The 17,900-nt window shown below is 76.5% G+C and carries 15 protein-coding genes; 4 read left to right on the forward strand and 11 right to left on the reverse strand.

Annotation, left to right across the window (positions count from 1 at the left end; genetic code table 11):
- Positions 1-2: 2 nt before the first annotated feature.
- From Cpa01nite_RS10080 to Cpa01nite_RS10120, 9 genes are all read right to left on the reverse strand, one after another.
- On the reverse strand, positions 3-1,211 hold the full coding sequence (locus Cpa01nite_RS10080; protein WP_203668629.1) for an ABC transporter ATP-binding protein: 1,209 nt from the start codon (positions 1,209-1,211) through the stop codon (positions 3-5).
- The gene (locus tag Cpa01nite_RS10085; RefSeq protein ID WP_203668630.1) at positions 1,208-2,203 is read right to left on the reverse strand and encodes a glycosyltransferase family 2 protein; all 996 of its coding nucleotides are present in this window, start codon (positions 2,201-2,203) and stop codon (positions 1,208-1,210) included. The genes Cpa01nite_RS10080 and Cpa01nite_RS10085 overlap by 4 nt, the downstream gene beginning before the upstream one ends.
- Complete coding sequence (locus Cpa01nite_RS10090; RefSeq protein ID WP_203668631.1) at positions 2,200-3,078, reverse strand: hypothetical protein; 879 nt, start codon at positions 3,076-3,078, stop codon at positions 2,200-2,202. The genes Cpa01nite_RS10085 and Cpa01nite_RS10090 overlap by 4 nt, the downstream gene beginning before the upstream one ends.
- Positions 3,075-4,196: a glycosyltransferase family 4 protein gene (locus Cpa01nite_RS10095; RefSeq protein ID WP_203668632.1), complete on the reverse strand. Its 1,122-nt coding sequence runs from the start codon at positions 4,194-4,196 to the stop codon at positions 3,075-3,077. Before Cpa01nite_RS10095 ends, Cpa01nite_RS10090 begins: the two co-directional genes overlap by 4 nt.
- Positions 4,189-5,367 (reverse strand): glycosyltransferase WbsX family protein, encoded by a 1,179-nt coding sequence (locus Cpa01nite_RS10100; RefSeq protein ID WP_203668633.1) that lies wholly within the window; start codon positions 5,365-5,367, stop codon positions 4,189-4,191. Before Cpa01nite_RS10100 ends, Cpa01nite_RS10095 begins: the two co-directional genes overlap by 8 nt.
- Positions 5,368-5,668: 301 nt before the next feature.
- A complete protein-coding gene (locus tag Cpa01nite_RS10105) occupies positions 5,669-6,952 on the reverse strand; it encodes an NAD(P)H-dependent oxidoreductase (protein ID WP_203668634.1) in 1,284 nt (427 codons plus the stop codon).
- The gene (gene rfbC / locus Cpa01nite_RS10110; RefSeq protein WP_203668635.1) at positions 6,949-7,500 is read right to left on the reverse strand and encodes a dTDP-4-dehydrorhamnose 3,5-epimerase; all 552 of its coding nucleotides are present in this window, start codon (positions 7,498-7,500) and stop codon (positions 6,949-6,951) included. The genes Cpa01nite_RS10105 and rfbC overlap by 4 nt, the downstream gene beginning before the upstream one ends.
- Entirely contained in the window at positions 7,497-8,525 is a 1,029-nt protein-coding gene (locus Cpa01nite_RS10115) for an NAD-dependent epimerase/dehydratase family protein (protein ID WP_203668636.1), read from the reverse strand. Before Cpa01nite_RS10115 ends, rfbC begins: the two co-directional genes overlap by 4 nt.
- Positions 8,526-8,529: 4 nt before the next feature.
- A complete protein-coding gene (locus tag Cpa01nite_RS10120) occupies positions 8,530-9,354 on the reverse strand; it encodes a glucose-1-phosphate cytidylyltransferase (protein ID WP_203668637.1) in 825 nt (274 codons plus the stop codon).
- A 263-nt stretch (positions 9,355-9,617) separates the two neighbouring features.
- Here Cpa01nite_RS10120 and Cpa01nite_RS10125 point away from each other — a divergent pair, with 263 nt between their 5' ends.
- Entirely contained in the window at positions 9,618-10,457 is an 840-nt protein-coding gene (locus tag Cpa01nite_RS10125; protein ID WP_203668638.1) for a polysaccharide deacetylase family protein, read from the forward strand.
- A complete protein-coding gene (locus Cpa01nite_RS10130) occupies positions 10,454-11,821 on the forward strand; it encodes a glycosyltransferase family 2 protein (RefSeq protein ID WP_203668639.1) in 1,368 nt (455 codons plus the stop codon). The genes Cpa01nite_RS10125 and Cpa01nite_RS10130 overlap by 4 nt, the downstream gene beginning before the upstream one ends.
- Before the next feature lie 95 nt (positions 11,822-11,916).
- Here Cpa01nite_RS10130 and lhgD read toward each other — a convergent pair whose 3' ends face one another.
- Positions 11,917-13,137 carry an L-2-hydroxyglutarate dehydrogenase gene (lhgD, locus tag Cpa01nite_RS10135; RefSeq protein WP_203668640.1) on the reverse strand — a complete coding sequence of 407 codons (1,221 nt, stop codon included), beginning with the start codon at positions 13,135-13,137 and terminating at the stop codon, positions 11,917-11,919.
- A gap of 239 nt (positions 13,138-13,376) precedes the next feature.
- Here lhgD and Cpa01nite_RS10140 point away from each other — a divergent pair, with 239 nt between their 5' ends.
- Positions 13,377-14,465 carry a glycosyltransferase family 2 protein gene (locus tag Cpa01nite_RS10140; RefSeq protein ID WP_203668641.1) on the forward strand — a complete coding sequence of 363 codons (1,089 nt, stop codon included), beginning with the start codon at positions 13,377-13,379 and terminating at the stop codon, positions 14,463-14,465.
- A 195-nt stretch (positions 14,466-14,660) separates the two neighbouring features.
- Entirely contained in the window at positions 14,661-15,866 is a 1,206-nt protein-coding gene (locus Cpa01nite_RS10145; protein ID WP_203668642.1) for a glycosyltransferase family protein, read from the forward strand.
- A gap of 217 nt (positions 15,867-16,083) precedes the next feature.
- Here Cpa01nite_RS10145 and Cpa01nite_RS10150 read toward each other — a convergent pair whose 3' ends face one another.
- Positions 16,084-17,715, reverse strand: coding sequence for an acyltransferase family protein (locus tag Cpa01nite_RS10150; protein WP_203668643.1), 1,632 nt, complete (start codon positions 17,713-17,715; stop codon positions 16,084-16,086).
- Positions 17,716-17,900 lie beyond the last annotated feature (185 nt).

Consider the following 17,900-nt stretch of genomic DNA (forward strand, 5'->3'; position numbering starts at 1 on the left):
GCTCACCGCGTCTCGTAGTCGAAGTCGGCGAGGACCGCGCCCGCCAGGCCGTCGGGGACCGTGCCGCGGAACGGCAGCACGGGGTGCACCTCGAACCGCGCCGCTCCCTCGAACGAGTCGAGGATCCCGGAGGCGCAGACGAACAGGTCCACCGAGTACTCGCCGGGGTGCAGCCAGGGGCCCTTGAACGTCAGGACGACCTTCTGCTCCTGGGTGCCGTCGAGCCAGAGGTTCGAGGCGCGCGAGTCCATGTGCAGGACGGTCGCGCCGTGCGCGTCCACGACGTGCGCGGACACGAAGTACTGGCCGGAGAAGTCCGGGTTCGCGTTGACCAGGAACTCCACCTGCTTGGTCTCGTCGGTGCGCACCATCGGCGCGCCCACGTCGACCCGCTGGATGCGCAGCTCGCCGGTGCCGGGGCGGCGGTCGATGTCGACCTGCTCCATCACGGCCTTCTCGCGCGTGGTCTGGTAGAGCGCCACGGCGTCGTCGACCGAGCCGTGCTGGATCAGCCGGCCGTTCTCCAGGAACAGCGCCGAGTCGCACAGCGCGGTGACGGTCTGGATCTGGTGGCTCACGTAGAGCACCGTGCGGCCGTCGTCCGCGGCGCGGCGCATCCGCTCGATGCACTTGGCCTGGAACTGCGCGTCGCCGACCGCGAGCACCTCGTCGATCGCGAGGATCTCGGTCTCCAGGTGCGCGGCCACGGCGAACGCCAGCCGCACGTACATGCCGGAGGAGTACCGCTTGACCGGGGTGTCGAGGAACTTCTCGACGCCCGCGAAGTCGACGATCTCGTCGAACCGGCGGCGGATCTCCGCCTTCTTCATGCCGAGCAGCGTCCCGTTGAGGAACACGTTCTCGCGGCCGGTCAGCTCGGGGTGGAACCCGGTGCCGACCTCGAGCAGCGAGCCGACCCGCCCGTCGAGCCGGATCCGGCCCTCGGACGGCGCCGCGACGCGGGTCAGCAGCTTGAGCAGCGTGCTCTTGCCGGCGCCGTTGCGCCCGAGGATGCCGACGGCCGACCCGGGCTGGATGTCGAAGGACACGTCGTCCAGGGCGGTGAACCGCTCGGTGTGCGGGCGGGTCAGCGGGTGCTTGATCCGGCGCAGCACCGACTCGGCCGCCGTCGACGGGCGGTCCTCGTCGTGGACGATCGTGTAGTGCTTCGACAGGTGCTGGACCTGGATCGCGGGGGTGACGGTGGTCATCGCATTCCGATCGGGTCGGGGGTCGGGGCCGGCGCCGGCGGGCTGAGGCGGGTGGCGGCGCGCAGGACGAGGTCGGGTGCGGGGCCGTAGCGGCGCAGGGCGTCGGCGGCCAGCCCGGCGAGGCCGAAGCCCAGCTCGAGCGAGCCGGCGCGCCACTCGCCCGCGCGGGCGCGGCGGACGGACGGCAGCACGACGCGGTCGCGGGCGAACCGCAGCCGCGGGCCGGGCCGCCGCGTGATCCGGGACCGGCCGTACAGCGCGCCGTTCCGGGCGTAGTAGTAGGACGCGAGCAGCCGCCCGGGTCCGCCGAACGAGGCGGAGACCGCGTGCAGCAGCACCGCGTCGCGGGCGACGAGCAGGCGCACCCCGGCCCGGCGGGCGCGGGCGCTCCAGTCGGAGTCCTCGAACAGCAGGAAGTACCGGGGGTCGAACGGCCCGACGGCCCGCCAGGTGGCGGCGTCCGCGAGGATGCAGCAGCCCGCGAGCGTGCCGGCCTCCCGCGCGTCGACGTCCGGGCGCGCGGCGTCCAGCCGGGCCAGCTCGTCCCCGGTGAGGTGCCGGGGCCAGGTCCGGTCGACCTCGACGGTGCCGGAGCCGAACCAGATCGCGTCCGGGTCGGCGAGGTAGCGGACCTCCGGGCTCACGGCGACGCCGGGCTCCGCCAGCCGCACGAGCTCGGCGAACATGCCGGGCTGCACGACCGTGTCGTTGTTGAGCACGCAGACGTAGTCGCGGCCGGCGTCGAGCGCGGCCGTCAGGCCGACGTTCATGCCGCCGGTGAACCCGAGGTTGGCGCCGTTCTGCACGAACGGGACGCCCGGCAGCTCCGCGGCCAGCGCCTGCTCGAGCCCGTCGTCCGACCCGTTGTCGACGACGAACACCCCCGCGGCGTCCACGCCGTCGGCGAGCACCGACCGCACGCACGCCAGGGTGTCCTCGCGGCCGCGGTAGTTGAGCACCACGACGCCGATCCCGGCCGGCGCGGCGGTCACCGGTCCGCCTCCGCCAGCAGGTCGGCCGTCGGCACCTGGACGCGCGCCAGGCGCGGCCACAGGTCGCGGTCGAACGGGTGCACGTCGCGCTGCGCGCGCCACAGCAGCGGCGCCGGCAGCCAGTACAGCCAGTAGTAGAGGCGCGAGCGCCAGCCCTCGTGGTGGCCCCAGGACGCGATCTTGCGGCGCACGGAGCGCGGCGGGCGCGCCCAGGAGTTGTGCCAGATGGCCTGGTCGGGGTCGAGCAGCACGCGGCGCACCTCGCCCGGCTCGGGGTCGCGGTGCACCTGCACCGACGCGGAGTCGCCGCGGACCACCGGGCGGAGGAACGTCTGGTCGCTCTTGCGGCAGTTCACGAGCGTCGCGCCGGGGCGCACCGCCACCGGGCCGGGGTACTCGTGGAACGGCGTGCCGTCGGCGGCCGTCACCTGCAGGAAGTCGCGGCCGACCCGGCGGTACAGCACCCGCATCGGCCACTCGACGACGCCCACGCCCTCGTCCTGCGCGACCCGGAGCACCGCCGCGAGGGCGTGCGGGTCGGGCAGCACCTCGTCGGTGTCGATCTGCAGCACCCAGTCGACGTCGTCGCCGACCGCGGCCAGGGCCTCCGCGCGCTGTCGGGTGTCCCCGGCCAGCGGGTCGGCCGCGTCCACCCAGGACCCGCGCACCTCGCGGACGATGCCGCGGGTGTCGAGCGCCCGGACCTCGGCGAGCACCTCCTCGGAGGCGACCGGCGCGCCCGTCCAGCCCCGGCCGTCGACCGGGGCGGACACGACGAGGACGTCGAGGTGGTCGTAGTAGCGCGCCAGGCTGGACCGCACCCAGGTCGGGTCGGCCGCCAGCACGTAGGCGCCCAGGCGCAGGCCGTCGATCACGCGGCACCCCCGGCGGGTGCGGGGCGGCCGCCGGGCGCGGCGCGGCGGGTGCGGCGCAGGCCGGCGGCGCGGGGCGTGCGGTACAGCCGCTCGTACGCGTCGGCGACCGCGGTGAGCGAGAACGCCCGCGACCGCGCGAGGCCCGCGGCGGACAGCGCGGCCCGGCGCGGGGCGTCGAGCAGCAGGTCGGCGAGCGCCGTCCCCAGGTCGTCCAGCTCCGCGAGCACCGCGGCGCGGCCCTCGTCGGAGACGTACCGGGCGCCGACGTTGGGCGTCGCGACGACCGGCAGGCCGCTCGCCATCGCCTCGGCGTAGGGGATGCCGAAACCCTCGTAGGACGACGGCAGGCAGAACACCCACGCGCGGCGGTAGGCGTCGGCGAGGTCCTCGTCGGACAGCCGGCCGAGCACCCGGATGCCGGGACCGGGGTCCGCCGGGGCGTCGCGGGTGACCATCCACAGCTCCGCGTCCGGGACGCGCGGCAGCACGTCGCGGGCGAACGCCGCCGCGAGGTCCCGGCCGCGCTTGCGCCCGTTCCAGGTGCCGACGAACAGGATCACGGGGCGGTCGGCGCGGCCGGCCTCGTCGCCCGGCGTGAACCGGGACGTGTCGACGCCGTTGGGCACGACGTCGTGCGAGCGGGGCACCCAGCGGCGGGTCTGCGGGGACACGACGACGACGCGGTCGGCGACGACGGAGGCCAGCACCTCGGTGAACCCGAGCAGCAGCATCCGGAGCTTCTCCTTGGCGCCGCGGATGTGCCGGGCCTCCTCGAAGCACGAGCCGTGCACGGTCCGCAGGTGCAGGGGCGCGCGCCGGCGCCACAGCCAGTAGTCGTCGCCGTGCGCGTGCAGCACGTCGTAGCCCGACAGGTCCTGCTTGCCCAGGTCGGTGGCGAACCGGAACGTGCGCAGCGAGCCCGCCATCGCGACGTGCCGGTGGCCGTACGCCGCGCCGGGGACCGGCGGGCAGTCGCTGAACATGTCGACGTGGTGGCCGCGGCGGGCCAGCTCCGTGGCGAGCTCGTGCGCCTGGAAGCCGACGCCGATCTTGCTGCCCGACGGGAGGTAGTAGGACAGCATGGCGATCCGCAGCGGCGAGGGCGTCGCGTCAGCCATGCGCGACGCCGTCCGTCGGGGTGGTGCTCGCGAGCCCGTGCGTCGGGGTCAGCACCCGCGCGGGCTCGGTCGCGAGCGTGCTGGTGCCCCGCAGGCCGTCGCGCAGCGCCTCGAGCCAGGCGTGCCCGTGCTCGAGGTCGGGCTCCAGGTAGTTGCCCTCGGCCCACTCGTTCCAGGACTTGACCCAGAGCAGGCGCTCGGCGGGCCGCCGGTCGGCGAGCGTGTCGACCGCCTGGTGGACGTGCCGGCCGAACAGCCCGGGCGAGGAGCCCGTGATCGCGAGGCCGCGGGCGCCGGAGCGGGGGGTGTTGTCCCAGTTCGGGTACACGCACGGCTGGAGCCGGTCCGAGATCCCCGCGGGGGCGGGCCGGAAGTCGGGGGCGTGCGGGTAGACCTCGGGCCGGCCGAGCTTGCGGCCGACCCGCATCCGCAGGACGTCGGCCCGGGTCTGCCGCGCGGGGATCCGCATGTACACGCCCGCGTCGAAGCCGGCGGCGTCCACGTCGGTGTACTTGGGCCCGCGGCCGAGCAGGTCGGACACCTCGGCGACCAGGTACAGGCCGGGCAGGCCGGCCGCGCGGGCCATCGCCTGCCAGCGGTCGACGAACGCGGCGGCGTCCGGCAGGTCCTCCGGCCGGAACACGTAGAACACGGGCCTGTCGTCGACGCGCAGGTAGCGCTCGTCCCGGAACGCCGGCAGCAGCGAGTCGAAGTGCGCCTGCTCGTCCTCGGGGCCCGGGTAGGTCTGCTCCATGAGGATCCGGTCGCTGGCGCCGTGCCAGATGCCGGACCAGGTCTGGTTGGCCCACGCCAGGCAGAACTTCACCGACGGGGCGCCGGACGCGAGCACCTCGGTGAACGGGCGCTCGAGGATGCGCCGGCCGCCGCCGAACCAGTAGTGCCAGTAGATGAAGGCCTCGACGCCGTACCGCTGCGCCAGGTCGCTCTGCGCCTCGCGCGCCTCCGGCATCCGCAGGTCGTAGAACCCGAGGTCGGCCGGCAGGTGCGGCTGCACGTGCCCCCGGAACAGCGGGCGGGCCTTCGCGGCGTTGCGCCACTCGGTGAAGCCCGGGCCCCACCACGCGTCGTTCTCCGGCACCGGGTGGTACTGCGGCAGGTAGAACGTGACGGCGCGGGCGCGCAGCTCCGTGCTGCTGGCGGTGGACGGCACGGTCCCCCCTCTCGTGGTGGTCCTCGGGTGGCCACGGGGGAGACGGGTCGACGTCCCCCAGGCCCGTTCCTGCTGACATGGAGTCTATGAGCGGATATGTCCGGTTTGTCCGGCCGCGCCGGGTGAAGCGCCTGGCATCCGGGTGATGCTCCGCGGCGCCGGGCGCGAGGCGCTCGCGCGCGGCGGCCGCCGCGCGGCCGCCCCCCCGCGCCGAGACCCACTGATCCCGTCGAGCGACCCCGTCGCGGACGGGGGTCTCGGTCGGATCAGTGGGTCTCGCGGGAGCGGGCGCCGCGCCCGGTCAGGCCAGGGCGGCCTGGGCCTCGCGGAGCCGGTCGACCAGGCGCCCCTCGGGGAGCACCACGTCGTCGTACGTCAGGGTCGCGTCCTTCGGGACGTCCCTGGTCAGGACGCAGCCTTCGGCGACGCCGACCGGCAGCAGGCGCTCGGTCGCCGTCACGCCCGCCTTCTCGGCCTGGCCGTAGTAGTGGTACCCGCCGAGCGCGTCCAGGACGGTGCCGGCCGCGAGGTCGGTCTTGGCGGTCGTGACCACCTCGACGGACGGCGCCCCGAGCGGCCGGATCGTCGCGTCGCCGAGCAGCGCGGCCCGGGCGATCGTCGTCGGCACCTCGAAGTGGCACAGGTGGTACGGCTGGTAGAACGAGTAGAGCGGCCCGGTGCCGAGCTTGTAGAGCTCCAGGTAGTGCCGCTGCTTCGGGTCGTCGTGCGTCGCGAGGACGTAGACCCCCGGCCCGGGGCGCGCCCCGACCACGTAGTCGACCGCCCCGCCGAGCGCGCGCAGCTCGTCCACGTCGTAGCGGGTGGTGAGCTCGTCGACGTGCCCGTCGTGGTCCATGCCGAGCATGCCGCGGCGGTGCACGGACATGCCGGTGGCGTTGGCGACCAGCGCCTGCTCGACCGACACCTTGGTGCCGTCGGCGAACGACGTGACCATGTGCGGGTCCTGCCCCCACCGCTCCGCGAACGCCTTCTGCGTCGTCGGGGTGCGGTACTCGTCCTGCAGGCCCTTGATGTTGCCCGCGACGAGCGGCGTCAGGCCGAGGCCGGTGACGAACCGGTGCAGGTTCATCTGCACGCCGGGCTGGTCGCCGTCGCAGCCGGTGTAGACGACGCCGGCCTTGTCGGCCAGGCGCGCGAGCTCGGCGCCGACCGTGGCGTCGACCTCGGCGTTCATCAGCACCAGGTGCTTGCCGTGCTCGAAGCAGGCGAGCGCGACGTGCGCGCCGAACTCGACCGCGCCGGTCACGTCCACGACCACGTCGACCGCGTCGGACGCGATCGCCACGAGGTGGTCGGCGGTGACGGCGGGGGTGCCCGACGCGGCGGCGCGGGCCAGCGCGGCGGGGGAGTCGACGTGCACCACGCCGGACAGCCCGGCCTCGGTGTACGCGCGCACGCCCTGCTCGGGCCGGCGGGCCACGATCGCGACGACCTCCATGCCCGGCACGGAGTTGACGATCTGGTTGACCAGCCCGCGGCCCATGAACCCGGCGCCGACCAGGGCGACCCGGATCGGGCGGCCGTCGGCCTGGCGTGCCTTCAGCAGCGAGTCGACGACGATCACGGCGCCACCTCGGCGGCCGGCGCGTCGACCAGCGGCCAGGCGCGGTCCTTGTCCGAGATCGCGGTGACCGGCACCGGCCACGCGATGCCGAACGCGGCGTCGTCGTACCGGAAGCCCTGCTCGCCCTCGGGGGCGTACGGGCCGCTGACCTGGTAGATCACCTCGGTGTCGTCGACCAGGGTCTGGTACCCGTGCGCGACGTACGGCGGGATGAACAGCGCGCGCCGGTTGGCCGCGGTCAGCTCGACCATCACGTGCTCGCCGTAGGTGGGGGAGTCCGGGCGGACGTCCACGGCCACGTCGACGATCGCGCCCGCCGTGCACCGGACGAGCTTGCCCTCGGCGTACGGCGGCACCTGGCGGTGCAGGCCGCGCAGCGTGCCCGCCGCGTGGTTGAACGACAGGTTGCACTGCGCCACGGCGACGTCCAGGCCGTGCGCCGCGAACTCGGTGGTGTCGAAGGTGCGCGCGAAGAAGCCGCGGTCGTCGCCGCGCTCCTCGAGGTCGACGATCATCACGCCGTCGACGGCCGTCGGGGTGTACTTCACGGGTTCACCGTCCAGAAGAGCTGCGGGTCCACCTGGCCGGTCTTGAGCAGGTGCTCGATCTGCGCGAGGCGGGTGTGTCCGCGCCCGGTGAAGGTCTCGGTGTCGAGCTGGATCTGCTCGAACACCCGGTGCAGCTGCGCGGCGCCGGCGGCGGCGTCCCAGTCGGTCTCGAAGCCGGGGAGCACCTCGCGGATCTTCGCGAACGACACCCGGTAGGACCGGTTGTCCGCGCTCGGCTCGCCGAACGACACCTCGCAGCCGGGGAACTCGGCCCCGACCGTCTCGGCGATCTCGCGCACCGTGTAGTTGTTGGAGTCCGCGCCGACGTTGAGCACCTGCGCGTGCACGTCCTCGCGCGGGGCGTCGAGCACGGCGCGGATCGCCTTGGCGATGTCCAGCCCGTGCACGAGCGGCCGCCACGGCGTGCCGTCCGACGTCATCGCGATCCGGTGCGTCGTCCAGGCCAGGCCGGCCAGGTTGTTCAGCACGATGTCGAACCGCTGGCGCGGCGAGGCGCCGAACGCCGTCGCGTTGCGCAGGAACGTCGGCGAGAAGTCGTCGTCGGCCAGCGCCGTGACGTCCCGCTCGACGAGCGCCTTGCACCGCGCGTACGCCGTCTGCGGGTCGGTCGCGCTGGTCTCGTCGACGGTGCCGTCAGCGACGCCGTAGACCGAGCAGGACGACATGTAGACGAACCGCTGCACCCCGGCGCGCTTCGCGGCCGACGCCAGCGCGACCGAGCCGTGGTGGTTGATGTCGTACGTGACCTCGCCGATCCGGTCGCCGATCGGGTCGTTCGACAGCTCGGCCATGTGCACGACCGCGTCGAACCCGACCAGGTCGTCCGGCGTGACGTGCCGGATGTCCTTGACCAGCGTGTGCGGGGTCTCGTGGACGCCGTTGTAGAGCCAGCCGTTCTTGTAGTAGCCGGTGTCGAGGCCGGTGACCTCGTCGCCGCGGCTCAGCAGCGTCGGTGCGAGCAGGCTGCCGAGGTAGCCCTCGGTGCCGGTGACCAGGATGCGCACGCGCTCAGTCCTCCCAGATCTTCCAGGGGGCGCGACCTGCGTCCCACAGTCCGTTCAGCTCCGTCCAGTCACGGAACGTGTCCATGCCCATCCAGAAGCCCTCGTGCTCGAACACGGAGAGCTGGCGGTCCCGGGCGAGCTGCTGCAGCGGCGTGCTCTCGAGCATCACCGCCGGGTCGTCGTCGAGGTACTTCTCGACGAACTCGCGCTCGAACACGAAGAACCCGCCGTTGACCCAGCCGTCGGCCAGGGTCGGCTTCTCGTTGAACTCGACGACCGTGTCGCCCTCGACCCGCATCTCGCCGTAGCGGCTGGACGGGTGCACGCCGGTGAGCGTCCCGAGCAGCCCCTGCTCGACGTGGTGCCGCAGGGCGCCGGTGATGTCGACGTCGCCGATGCCGTCGCCGTAGGTGAGGGCGAACCGGTCCGCGTCGAGGTGCTGCGCGACCCGGCGGATGCGCGCGGCGGTCGCCGTGGTCAGGCCGGTCTCGACGAACGTGATCTCCCAGTCCTCCTTGGCGGCGGTGCCGTGGAAGACGGGCTCCGACTCCGCGCCGTCCGCACCGAGGTGCAGCGTGAAGTCCGACGTCAGGTGCCGGTAGTCCAGGAAGTACTGCTTGATCAGGTCGCTCTTGTAGCCGAGCGCCAGCACGAACCGGCGGAAGCCGTGCTCGCTGTACGTCTTCATGATGTGCCAGAGGATCGGCCGGCCGCCGATGTCCACCAGCGGCTTGGGGAGCTTCTCGCTCGCCTCGCGCAGCCGGGTCCCCATGCCGCCGCACAGGATCACCACCGGGATGTCGGCGGGCGACAGGTCGCCTGCGGTCATGGCTCCTCCTCGGACACGGGTTCAGGGGTCTGGCCGGGAGCGGGTCACCGGCCAGTCCGAGGCTAGTCCGGGCAAATCGGGCCAGACAGGTATGAACGGGTGAAAACCGGACATACCGCCCGAACGAGGGCGCGCGAGGCGAACCTGTCGAGCGAACGGGTGAATGCGTGCGAAACGGACATATCGGACCGCCTGCCGCGGGCACACTGTCTCCCGGCGGGCCGCTGCCACGACCCGTCCGGAGCAAGCGAGGGGGAGATCCGATGGTCGTCGAGAAGCCGGCGCTCCACCGCGACACCCGCCCCGCGCCGCGCGCACCGGGGGAGCTCCTGGTGCTGCGGCGCGACCTGGGCGAGTTCGCGGCGCCCGCGCCACGCCCGCTGCCGGACCGGCCGGCGCTGCGCCTCGCGCGGCCGCTGCTGCGTCCGGTCGCGCCCACCGTCTGCGTGCAGACCACGGAGCCGGTCACCGCGCTCACCTACGACGACGGGCCGGACCCCGCGCACACGCCCGGGCTGCTCGACCTGCTCGCCGACCGCGGTCTGCGCGCCACGTTCTTCGTCCTCGCCGACGCCGCCGAGGCGCACCCGGAGCTGGTGCGCCGCCTCGTCGACGAGGGCCACGAGCTCGCCCTGCACGGCCCCGACCACGGCCGGCTGAACCGGCTGCAGGACGCCGAGGCGGCCCGCGTGGTCGCCGACGCCCGGCGCCGCGTGGAGGCGGTCGCCGGCGTGCCGGTCACGCTGTTCCGCCCGCCGTACGGCGCGCACCGGCCGGGCTCCCTGCGCGCCTGGACCCGGTCCGGCCTCGACGTGGTCATCTGGTCGGGCTGGGCCGAGGACTGGGTCGACGCCCCGGTCGCCGACGTCGCCGCCCGGGCGCGCGCCGCCGTGCACCCCGGCGGGATCCTGCTGCTGCACGACACCCGCGCCGACCCCGAGACGCTCGCGCACGGCGAGGCCCTCCCGCGGTTCGACCGCGCCGCGGTCACGGCCGCCCTCGTCGACCCGCTGCTCGCCGAGGGCTGGTCGTTCGACACGGTCGGCGGGCTGCTCGGCCGGTATCCCCGGGTCCGGTCCGTGTTCCGGGAGCTGATGTCATGACCGGCCTCCGGGACGGCGTCGTCCGCCCGGCCGGCGTCGAGCTCGGCGTCGTCATCGCCGCCCACGACGCCGAGGCCACCCTCGCCGAGCAGCTGGACGCCCTCGCGGCGCAGCGCGCGCCGTTCGCCTGGGAGGTGGTCGTCGCCGACAACGGGTCGACCGACGGCACCGCGGCGCTCGCCCGCTCCTACGCCGGCCGGCTCCGGCTGCGGGTCGTCGACGCGTCGGCCCGGCGCGGCGCCGGCGCCGCCCGCAACGTCGGGGTGGCGGCCTCGCGCGCCCCGCTGATCGCGTTCTGCGACGCCGACGACGTGGTCGGCGACGGCTGGGTCGCCGCGATGCGCGACGCCCTGCGCACGCACGCGTTCGTCGCCGGGCGGTTCGACGGCGGCCGGCTGAACAGCCCCCGGGTCCTGCGGTCGCGGACCGTGCCCCAGACCCGCGGGCTCCAGCAGTCGACCCGGCTGCCCGGGCTCGTCGCCGCCGGCGCCGGCAACATGGGCATCCGCGCGGACGTGTTCCGGGCGGTCGGCGGGTTCGACCCGGACTGCCTGTTCCTCGAGGACACGGACCTGTGCTGGCGGGTGCAGCTCGCCGGCGTGCCCCTGGTCTGGGTTCCGGAGGCGGTGCTGCACGTCCGGCTGCGGGGCAGCATGTGGTCCGCCGCCCGGCAGGGCTACCACTACGGCACCGGGGAGCGCTGGCTCGCGCTGCGCTACCGGGAGCAGGAGGAGCGGCTCCGGGCGCTCGCGGCAGCGAGGTCGTCCACCCCCGGCGCGGCGGTCCTGCCGGGTGGCGTCGGCGCGCGGTCGACGGGCTCGTTCGCCGGCGTGGCGTTCGCGGCGGCGGGCGTCGGGATGGCGTTCGTCGACCCCGCGCTGGCCGGCGGCCTCGTGCCCGCCGCGGGGGAGGTGGCCGCGGGCGCGGCGCTGACGACCGCCGGTCTGGCCGCCGAGGGCGACGGGCCGCACCGGCCCGGACCGCTGCGCGCGGCGCGCCGGCTCGCCGCGACGGGCGGGGACCTGCTGCGCGTGCGCTCGGTCGGCGACCTGGGTCGGTGGTCGTGGGACGTCGGCTGGGGCCTCGGCTACGCCTTCGGGCGGGTCGAGGAGCCGCCGCCGGTGAGCGCGCCCGGGGGACCCGCGGCGCCGGCCGGGCCCCAGGAGCCCGCGGCGCCGACGGGGACCACCGCGACCACCGGGGCTACCGGGTGGGTCGGCGCGGCCGGCGCGGGCGTGCCGCCCCAGGGGGTGGTGGTCGGCGACGCGGTGGTCGGCGGCGCGACGACGACGGGCGGCTCGGTGGCCGGCGGGGTCGCGCCAGGAACCGCGTCCCCGGGCCGCGCGGCGGCGGCCTCCGGCTGAGCCGCCCCTGATCCGCGGCGCCGGGCCGCGCCCCCCTCGCGGGCCCGGCGCCGCACCTCCGCGCGTCGCGCGCCCGCCCGCGGCGGGGCCGGCGTTCAGGCCGCCCGCGCCGCGGGGACGGCCGCGTCCAGCTGCTCGACGATGTGCCGGGCGATCTCCAGCGACGCGGTCGCCGCCGGCGACGGCGCGTTGAGCACGTGCACCTGCCGCCCCTCGCTCTGCACCAGGAAGTCGTCGACGAGCCCCCCGTCGCGGCGCAGCGCCTGCGCGCGCACGCCGGCCGGGGCGGGCACGAGGTCGCCGGCGGAGATGCCCGGGACGAGCCGGGACAGGCTCCGTGCGAACGCGTGCTTCGACAGCGAGCGCCCGACCTCGGCCGCGCCGGGCACGAGGTTGCGGGCGGCGAGCCGCCACAGCCCGGGCCAGGCCAGGCTGTCCGCGAGGTCGCGCGGCGAGACGTCCGTCCAGGTGTAGCCCTCGCGGGCCAGCGCCAGCACCGCGTTCGGCCCGGCGTGCACGTGCCCCTCGATGCCGCGGGTCAGGTGGACGCCGAGGAACGGGAACCGCGGGTCGGGCACCGGGTAGATGAGGCCGCGCACCTGTTCGCCGGCCTCGGGCGTGAGCTCGAAGTACTCGCCGCGGAACGGCACGATCCGGGCCTCGGGGTCCAGGCCGCAGGCGCGGGCCACCCGGTCGGCGTGCAGCCCGGCGCAGACGACCAGCGCGTCCGCCTCGCGGTCGGCGCGCGACGTGCGCACCTCGACGCGGCCGGGGGTGCCCGGCGCGTCCGCGACGGTGCGGGCGGCGAGCACCTCCTCGCCGAACAGGATCCGCCCGCCGGCGGCCTCGACGTCCGCGGCGAGCGCCCGGCACACGCCGGGGTAGTCGACGATCCCGGTGCTGTCGACCCGCAGCGCCGCGACCGCGCGGACGTGCGGCTCGTGCTCACGCGCCTCCGCGGGGGTGAGGCGTCGCGCGGACACGCCGTTGGCCTCGGCGCGGCCGGCGAGCTTCTCGAGCTGCGGCACCTCCGCGGGGGTGGTGGCCACGACGAGCTTGCCGCACACGTCGACCGCGACGCCCTTCGCGCGGGCGTACGCGACCATCGACCGCGCGCCGGCCGTCGCCATCGTCGCCTTGAGGCTGCCGGGCGCGTAGTAGAGGCCCGAGTGGATCACGCCGGAGTTGCGGCCGGTCTGGTGCAGCGCCAGCCCGTCCTCCTTCTCCAGCACCGTGACCTCGTCGCCCCGGGCCGCGAGCCGCGCGGCGACGGCGAGGCCGACGATCCCGGACCCGACGACGATCACGTGGCTCATGGCTGCTCCTGGGGTGCGACGGCGGTGCGGAGGACCGGCGGTCCCGAAGGGAGGCTAGCCGCGACCGCGGAGCTCTATGTCCAGGTTTGTCCGTATTCACCCGTCCGCCCTGCGGCAGCCACCCGGCGGCGGGGACCGCGGGGCGATGACAAGAAGTCACGGCGTTTGTCATGCGCCGGGCTCGTCGCTGTGGTGTGCTGTGCCTGGTTCGTCCCGGTTCGACCCCTCCTGGAGGACGCGTGACCGTCCCGAGCGCCCGGCACGACCGCCCGCGGGGCGGCCCGACCGACGCACCGGTCGAGGTGTCCGTCGTCATCGCCGCCCGCGACGAGGCGCGCACGCTGCCGCACCAGCTGCGGGCGCTCGCCGCCCAGCGGCCGGCGTGCTCGTGGGAGGTCGTGCTCGCCGACAACGGGTCGACCGACGGGACCCTGGCCGTCGCCGAGGCGGCGCGGTCGTGGCTGCCCGAGCTCCGGACGGTCGACGCGTCCGCGGTCCGCGGGGCCGGGGCGGCGCGCAACGTCGGGGTGGCGGCATCACGGGGCTCGCTCGTGCTGTTCTGCGACGCCGACGACGTGGTGGCGCCCGGCTGGGTCGAGGCGCTGCGGGCGGGGCTCCGCCGCACCGAGCTGGTCGCCGGGCGGCTCGAGTGGCGGCTGCTGAACGACCCGGCGGCGCAGGCCTCGCGGGCGCTGCCGCAGGACGACGCCCTCCAGCACGGCGAGCCGCTGCCCGACCTGCCGTGCGCGAGCTCCAGCAACCTCGGCGTGCGCCGGGACGTGTTCCGGCGGCTGGGCGGCTTCGACCCCGCGGCGCGGTTCCTGCAGGACACCGACCTGTGCTGGCGGGCGCAGCTGTCCGGCGCCGCGCTCGGGTTCGAGCCGTCGGCCGTGGTGCACATGCGGCTGCGCTCCGGCCTGCGCGGGGCGTGGCGGCAGGGCCGCAGCTCCGGCATGGGGCAGCGGTGGCTCGCCGCCCGGTACGGCGCGGTCGCGGCCGCACGGGCCGGCGTGGCGGAAGCGGAGGCGGGTGCGGGCGGGGGTGCGCACGGGGCCGGGGGTGCGGGCGGGTCGGCGAGCGGGGGTGCGCCTGCAGCCGGGGAGGCGGGCGGTCGGCGGCTCGGGGCCGGGCGGTCCTGGCCGGCCCGGGTCGTGCGCCGGGCGGGCCTGGTGGCCGGCGAGGTGCTGCGCGTCCGCTCGGCCGGCGACGCGGCGCGGCTGGCGTGGAGCACCGGCTTCGGCGTGGGCTACGCGCTGGGCGGCCTGCCGGACCCGGAGCCGTACGCCGTGCCGTCCCGGGTCGTGCGGGCGTCCGCCGGCTGCGCCTGACCTGCGGGGTCGGCCTCGCGGTCGGAGCGGCCGCCGCGGGTCCCACCGCCGGGCGGGCCCGGACGGGTGACCTCGGGGCCGCTGCGCGGCGTCCGGGTGACGCGGCTCGACCGGACCTGCCCGATTTGCGATGGTATGTCGACATCTATCCCGGTCGGCGCCGTGCGGACCCGGGTGCACTGCCGGAGGTGCCCGTTGCCCGACGCCCTGTCCGCCCGCGCGGACGTCTCGGTGGTCGTGGTGGCGGGCGGGTCCGAGCCCGCGCTCGCCGGCACCCTCGACACCGTGACCGCCGCCCTGCGCCGCGCCCGCCGCGGTCCCGCCGGCCCCGGTGCGCTGCGCGGCGAGCGGCTCGGCGGCGAGGTGGTCCTCGTGGTCGGCGACGTCAGCGCCCTGCCCGCCGCGCTCCGCGCCCGGATCGGCGACCGGTTCCGGGTGGTCGCCGCCCCGGGCGTCGGGCGCGCCCGCGCGCGCAACGTCGGCGTCGCAGCGGCCCGGGGCCGGTACCTGCTGTTCACCGAGCCCGGCGCCCGGGTCCCGGAGGACTGGGTGCTCGCCGTCACCGCGCCGCTGCGTGCCGGGGCGGCGGACCTCGTGGGCGGCCCGGCACGGGTCGTGGCGCCCGGCCGGGCCGGCCCCGTGCCCGACGCCGCCGCGTCCGCGGTGCTGGGCGCCGTCCGCGTGCCGGGGAGGCCCGGACGGCCGTGGTCCGGCGTCTCGCTCGCCGTCACCCGCGCCGTGCTCGAGGCCGTCGGGTTCGACGAGGCGCTCGGCGGCCCGCGGTACCGGGGCGGCGAGGTCGCGGCGTTCGTGCGGGACGTGGTCGGCGCCGGGTTCCGCGCTGCCACGGGCGACGGCGAGCCCGTCCTGCGGCCGGTGGGGCCGCGCGCGCTCGCCCGCGGGGCCCTCGTCGAGCGGGCCCGCGCCCGGGGCCGGGTCGACGCCTACCTCGACCGGCACCTCCACGACGCCCGCCCGCGGCCGCTGGCCGGGCGGCTCGCCGTCGCCGCGCGGGCGCTGCGCGTCGCCGGGCTCGTGGTGGGCCGCCGCCCGGCGGCCGCGGTGCTCGACGCCCACGCCGACCTGGCCCGGCGCCGGGAGCTGCTGCGCCTGCGGGCCGCCGACGTCCGGGTCCCGCCGCGCTCCGCGGCCGGGGACGCGCCCGGCGGGTCCGGTGCGCCCCGCGCGTCCCGGCCGGTGGCGCTGGTCGTGCGGGACCGCGGCGCGCCGGTGCCGCTGCCGTCCGAGGCGGCAACCGCCGCCACGGGGCCCGCCCCGGCCGCGCCCGACGCGGGCCGGGGGTCGGTCTACGCGCTGTGGGGCGCGGGCCGGTCGCTGGGCGGCGCGGCGCGCGCGTCCGCCGCCCGGGTCGAGCCGATCCAGGGCACCACGGCGTCCTGACCCCCTGGGTGCGCCTGCGCGCCCGCGGGGTCGGCGGGGTCGTCCGGCGAGTCAGCCGGTCCGCGCCGACGGGCCCTGCGCAACCGACGACCTCGCGCACCCGGCGAGCTCACGCGTGCGGGTGAACCCGATCGCGCTCCCCACGCGCCGGGCTCGGCGCAGAACCTGCGCGGCGCTCCCGCCCGGCGGGACCGGCGCGCGCGGCGCCGGCCGGTCGTCAGCCGCGCCGGAGGCGGGCCGGGGGAGCCGGCGGCGCCCACGCGCGCGCCGGCGCCGACGCGCGCCCCGCGTCCGCCGCCGGGGGAGCGGGCGGCGGGGCCCAGCCCGCAGCACCGGCCGGTGCCGGGTCCGCGGGGCCGGCCCACACCGTCACGGCCGCCGAGGCGCCCGTCGTGGTCAGCGCCGTCGACGGGCCGGTCGCCCGGGCGGCCGCCAGCCGGACCGCCGCCTCCGCCGCCAGGACGCCGGCGGCGGGCGCGGTGCTCGCGGGCACCGGCGCACCCGGCGCGGCCGCACCCGGCGCGGCCGCACCCTGCGCGAGCGCCCCCGCCGCGACCGCACCGGGCGCGGGCGCTGCGGAGGCTGGCACGGCCGCAACGGCGGACGCCTCCACGGCCTCGACACCCCCGACGCCCGTCCCGCGCCGCGCGGCGCCCGCGCGGACGTACCCGCCCGCGGGGGACGACCAGCGCACCGACCACGGCCGTCCGTGCCGTCCGAGCCGCCCGGCGGCGTGGCCGGCGGTCACCGGCGCGCGCCGGGTCCAGGCGTCGGTCGCGGCGAGCAGCCGGGCGCGCGCGGGCAGCTCGACGCCGCGCCACAGCGCGAACGCCAGCGCCGCCGACCCGACCAGCACGATCGGGACCACGACCGGGCCCCGGACCTCGGTCGTGAGCAGCAGCTTGATGACGAGCTCGTGCAGCAGGTAGAACCCGAACGACAGCCCGCCGGCGAGCATGACGACGGGGTGCCGCGCCCAGCGGTTCCGGCCCTCGACGTCGCCCCAGGCGCAGCGCGCGGCGAGCGGCGCGAACAGGGCGGCGAGCACCGCGGTCAGCGGCGTCGCCGGCACCTGCTCCACGGCCGCCGCCCCGAGCAGCACCACCGCCAGCACGCCCAGCAGCACGGGGGCGGGCACCCGGGGGCGCCAGCCCTCCTGCACGGCCATCGCGGTGATCATGCCGAGCGCGAACTCGGGCAGCCGGGCCGGCGGGAAGTGGAACAGCAGCGAGTACAGCGACGGCCACAGCGTGGTGAGGACCGACGGGACGACCAGCGCGGTGCCGACCAGCAGCACCCGGTTCCGGGCGCGGAGCCGGCGCAGGGCGGGCAGCAGCAGCGGGAACGCCAGGTAGAACGCGATCTCGCAGGACAGCGACCAGGTGACGTCGTTGATCGCGAACACGTGCTCCGGGTCGGGCAGCCAGGCGTGCACGAGCAGGAAGCCCGCGACCACCGTCCCGGGCTCGACCTCGCGGTTCAGCACCAGCAGGGCGAGCAGCACGCCGAGCGCGTACGTGACGAGGTGGTTCGGCAGGATCCGCGCCAGCCGGCGGGTGTAGAAGCCGCGCAGGGTCGTCCCGGGCCGGGTGGTCCAGGTGAGCACGAACCCGGACAGCACGAAGAACAGCCCGACCCCGGTGTAGAGGGCGCTGGAGCCGCGCAGGATCTGCAGGTTCCAGAGGTTGATGTGGTACGCCATCACGAGCACGGCGCCGAGGGCCCGCAGGCCGTTGAGGCTCCACAGGACGGCGGGTGCGCCGTCCTGGGCGGGCGCCGGGGGCCGCGTGGGGGTGCCGGTGCGGGCCGCGGCGGAGCGCGGGGCCGCGCTCGTCGCGGGTGCGGGCACGTGCTCCCCCTGGTGTCGGTGCGTCGCGGCCGGTCGGCGCGCAGGCGGCGGGACCGGGACGGACCAACCTTCCGGCAAATTAGGACAAACGGTGCAGAACGTGTCAAGGCGCGTCCCCCGGATGAGCGTGTCGGTACCCCCTCGTAGAGTGGTGTCACCACCCCGGGTCCGACGGATCCGGGGTT

The organism is Cellulomonas pakistanensis, from assembly GCF_016862755.1.
Lineage (GTDB): Bacteria > Actinomycetota > Actinomycetes > Actinomycetales > Cellulomonadaceae > Cellulomonas > Cellulomonas pakistanensis.

What these genes read in the sequence shown, in the direction of transcription:
- Cpa01nite_RS10080 (WP_203668629.1), bottom strand. Translation starts at nt 1,211, where the DNA reads ATGACCACCGTCACCCCCGCGATCCAGGTCCAGCACCTGTCGAAGCAC.
- Cpa01nite_RS10095 (WP_203668632.1), bottom strand. Translation starts at nt 4,196, where the DNA reads ATGGCTGACGCGACGCCCTCGCCGCTGCGGATCGCCATGCTGTCCTAC.
- Cpa01nite_RS10120 (WP_203668637.1), bottom strand. Translation starts at nt 9,354, where the DNA reads ATGACCGCAGGCGACCTGTCGCCCGCCGACATCCCGGTGGTGATCCTG.
- Cpa01nite_RS10125 (WP_203668638.1), top strand. Translation starts at nt 9,618, where the DNA reads ATGGTCGTCGAGAAGCCGGCGCTCCACCGCGACACCCGCCCCGCGCCG.
- Cpa01nite_RS10130 (WP_203668639.1), top strand. Translation starts at nt 10,454, where the DNA reads ATGACCGGCCTCCGGGACGGCGTCGTCCGCCCGGCCGGCGTCGAGCTC.
- lhgD (WP_203668640.1), bottom strand. Translation starts at nt 13,137, where the DNA reads ATGAGCCACGTGATCGTCGTCGGGTCCGGGATCGTCGGCCTCGCCGTC.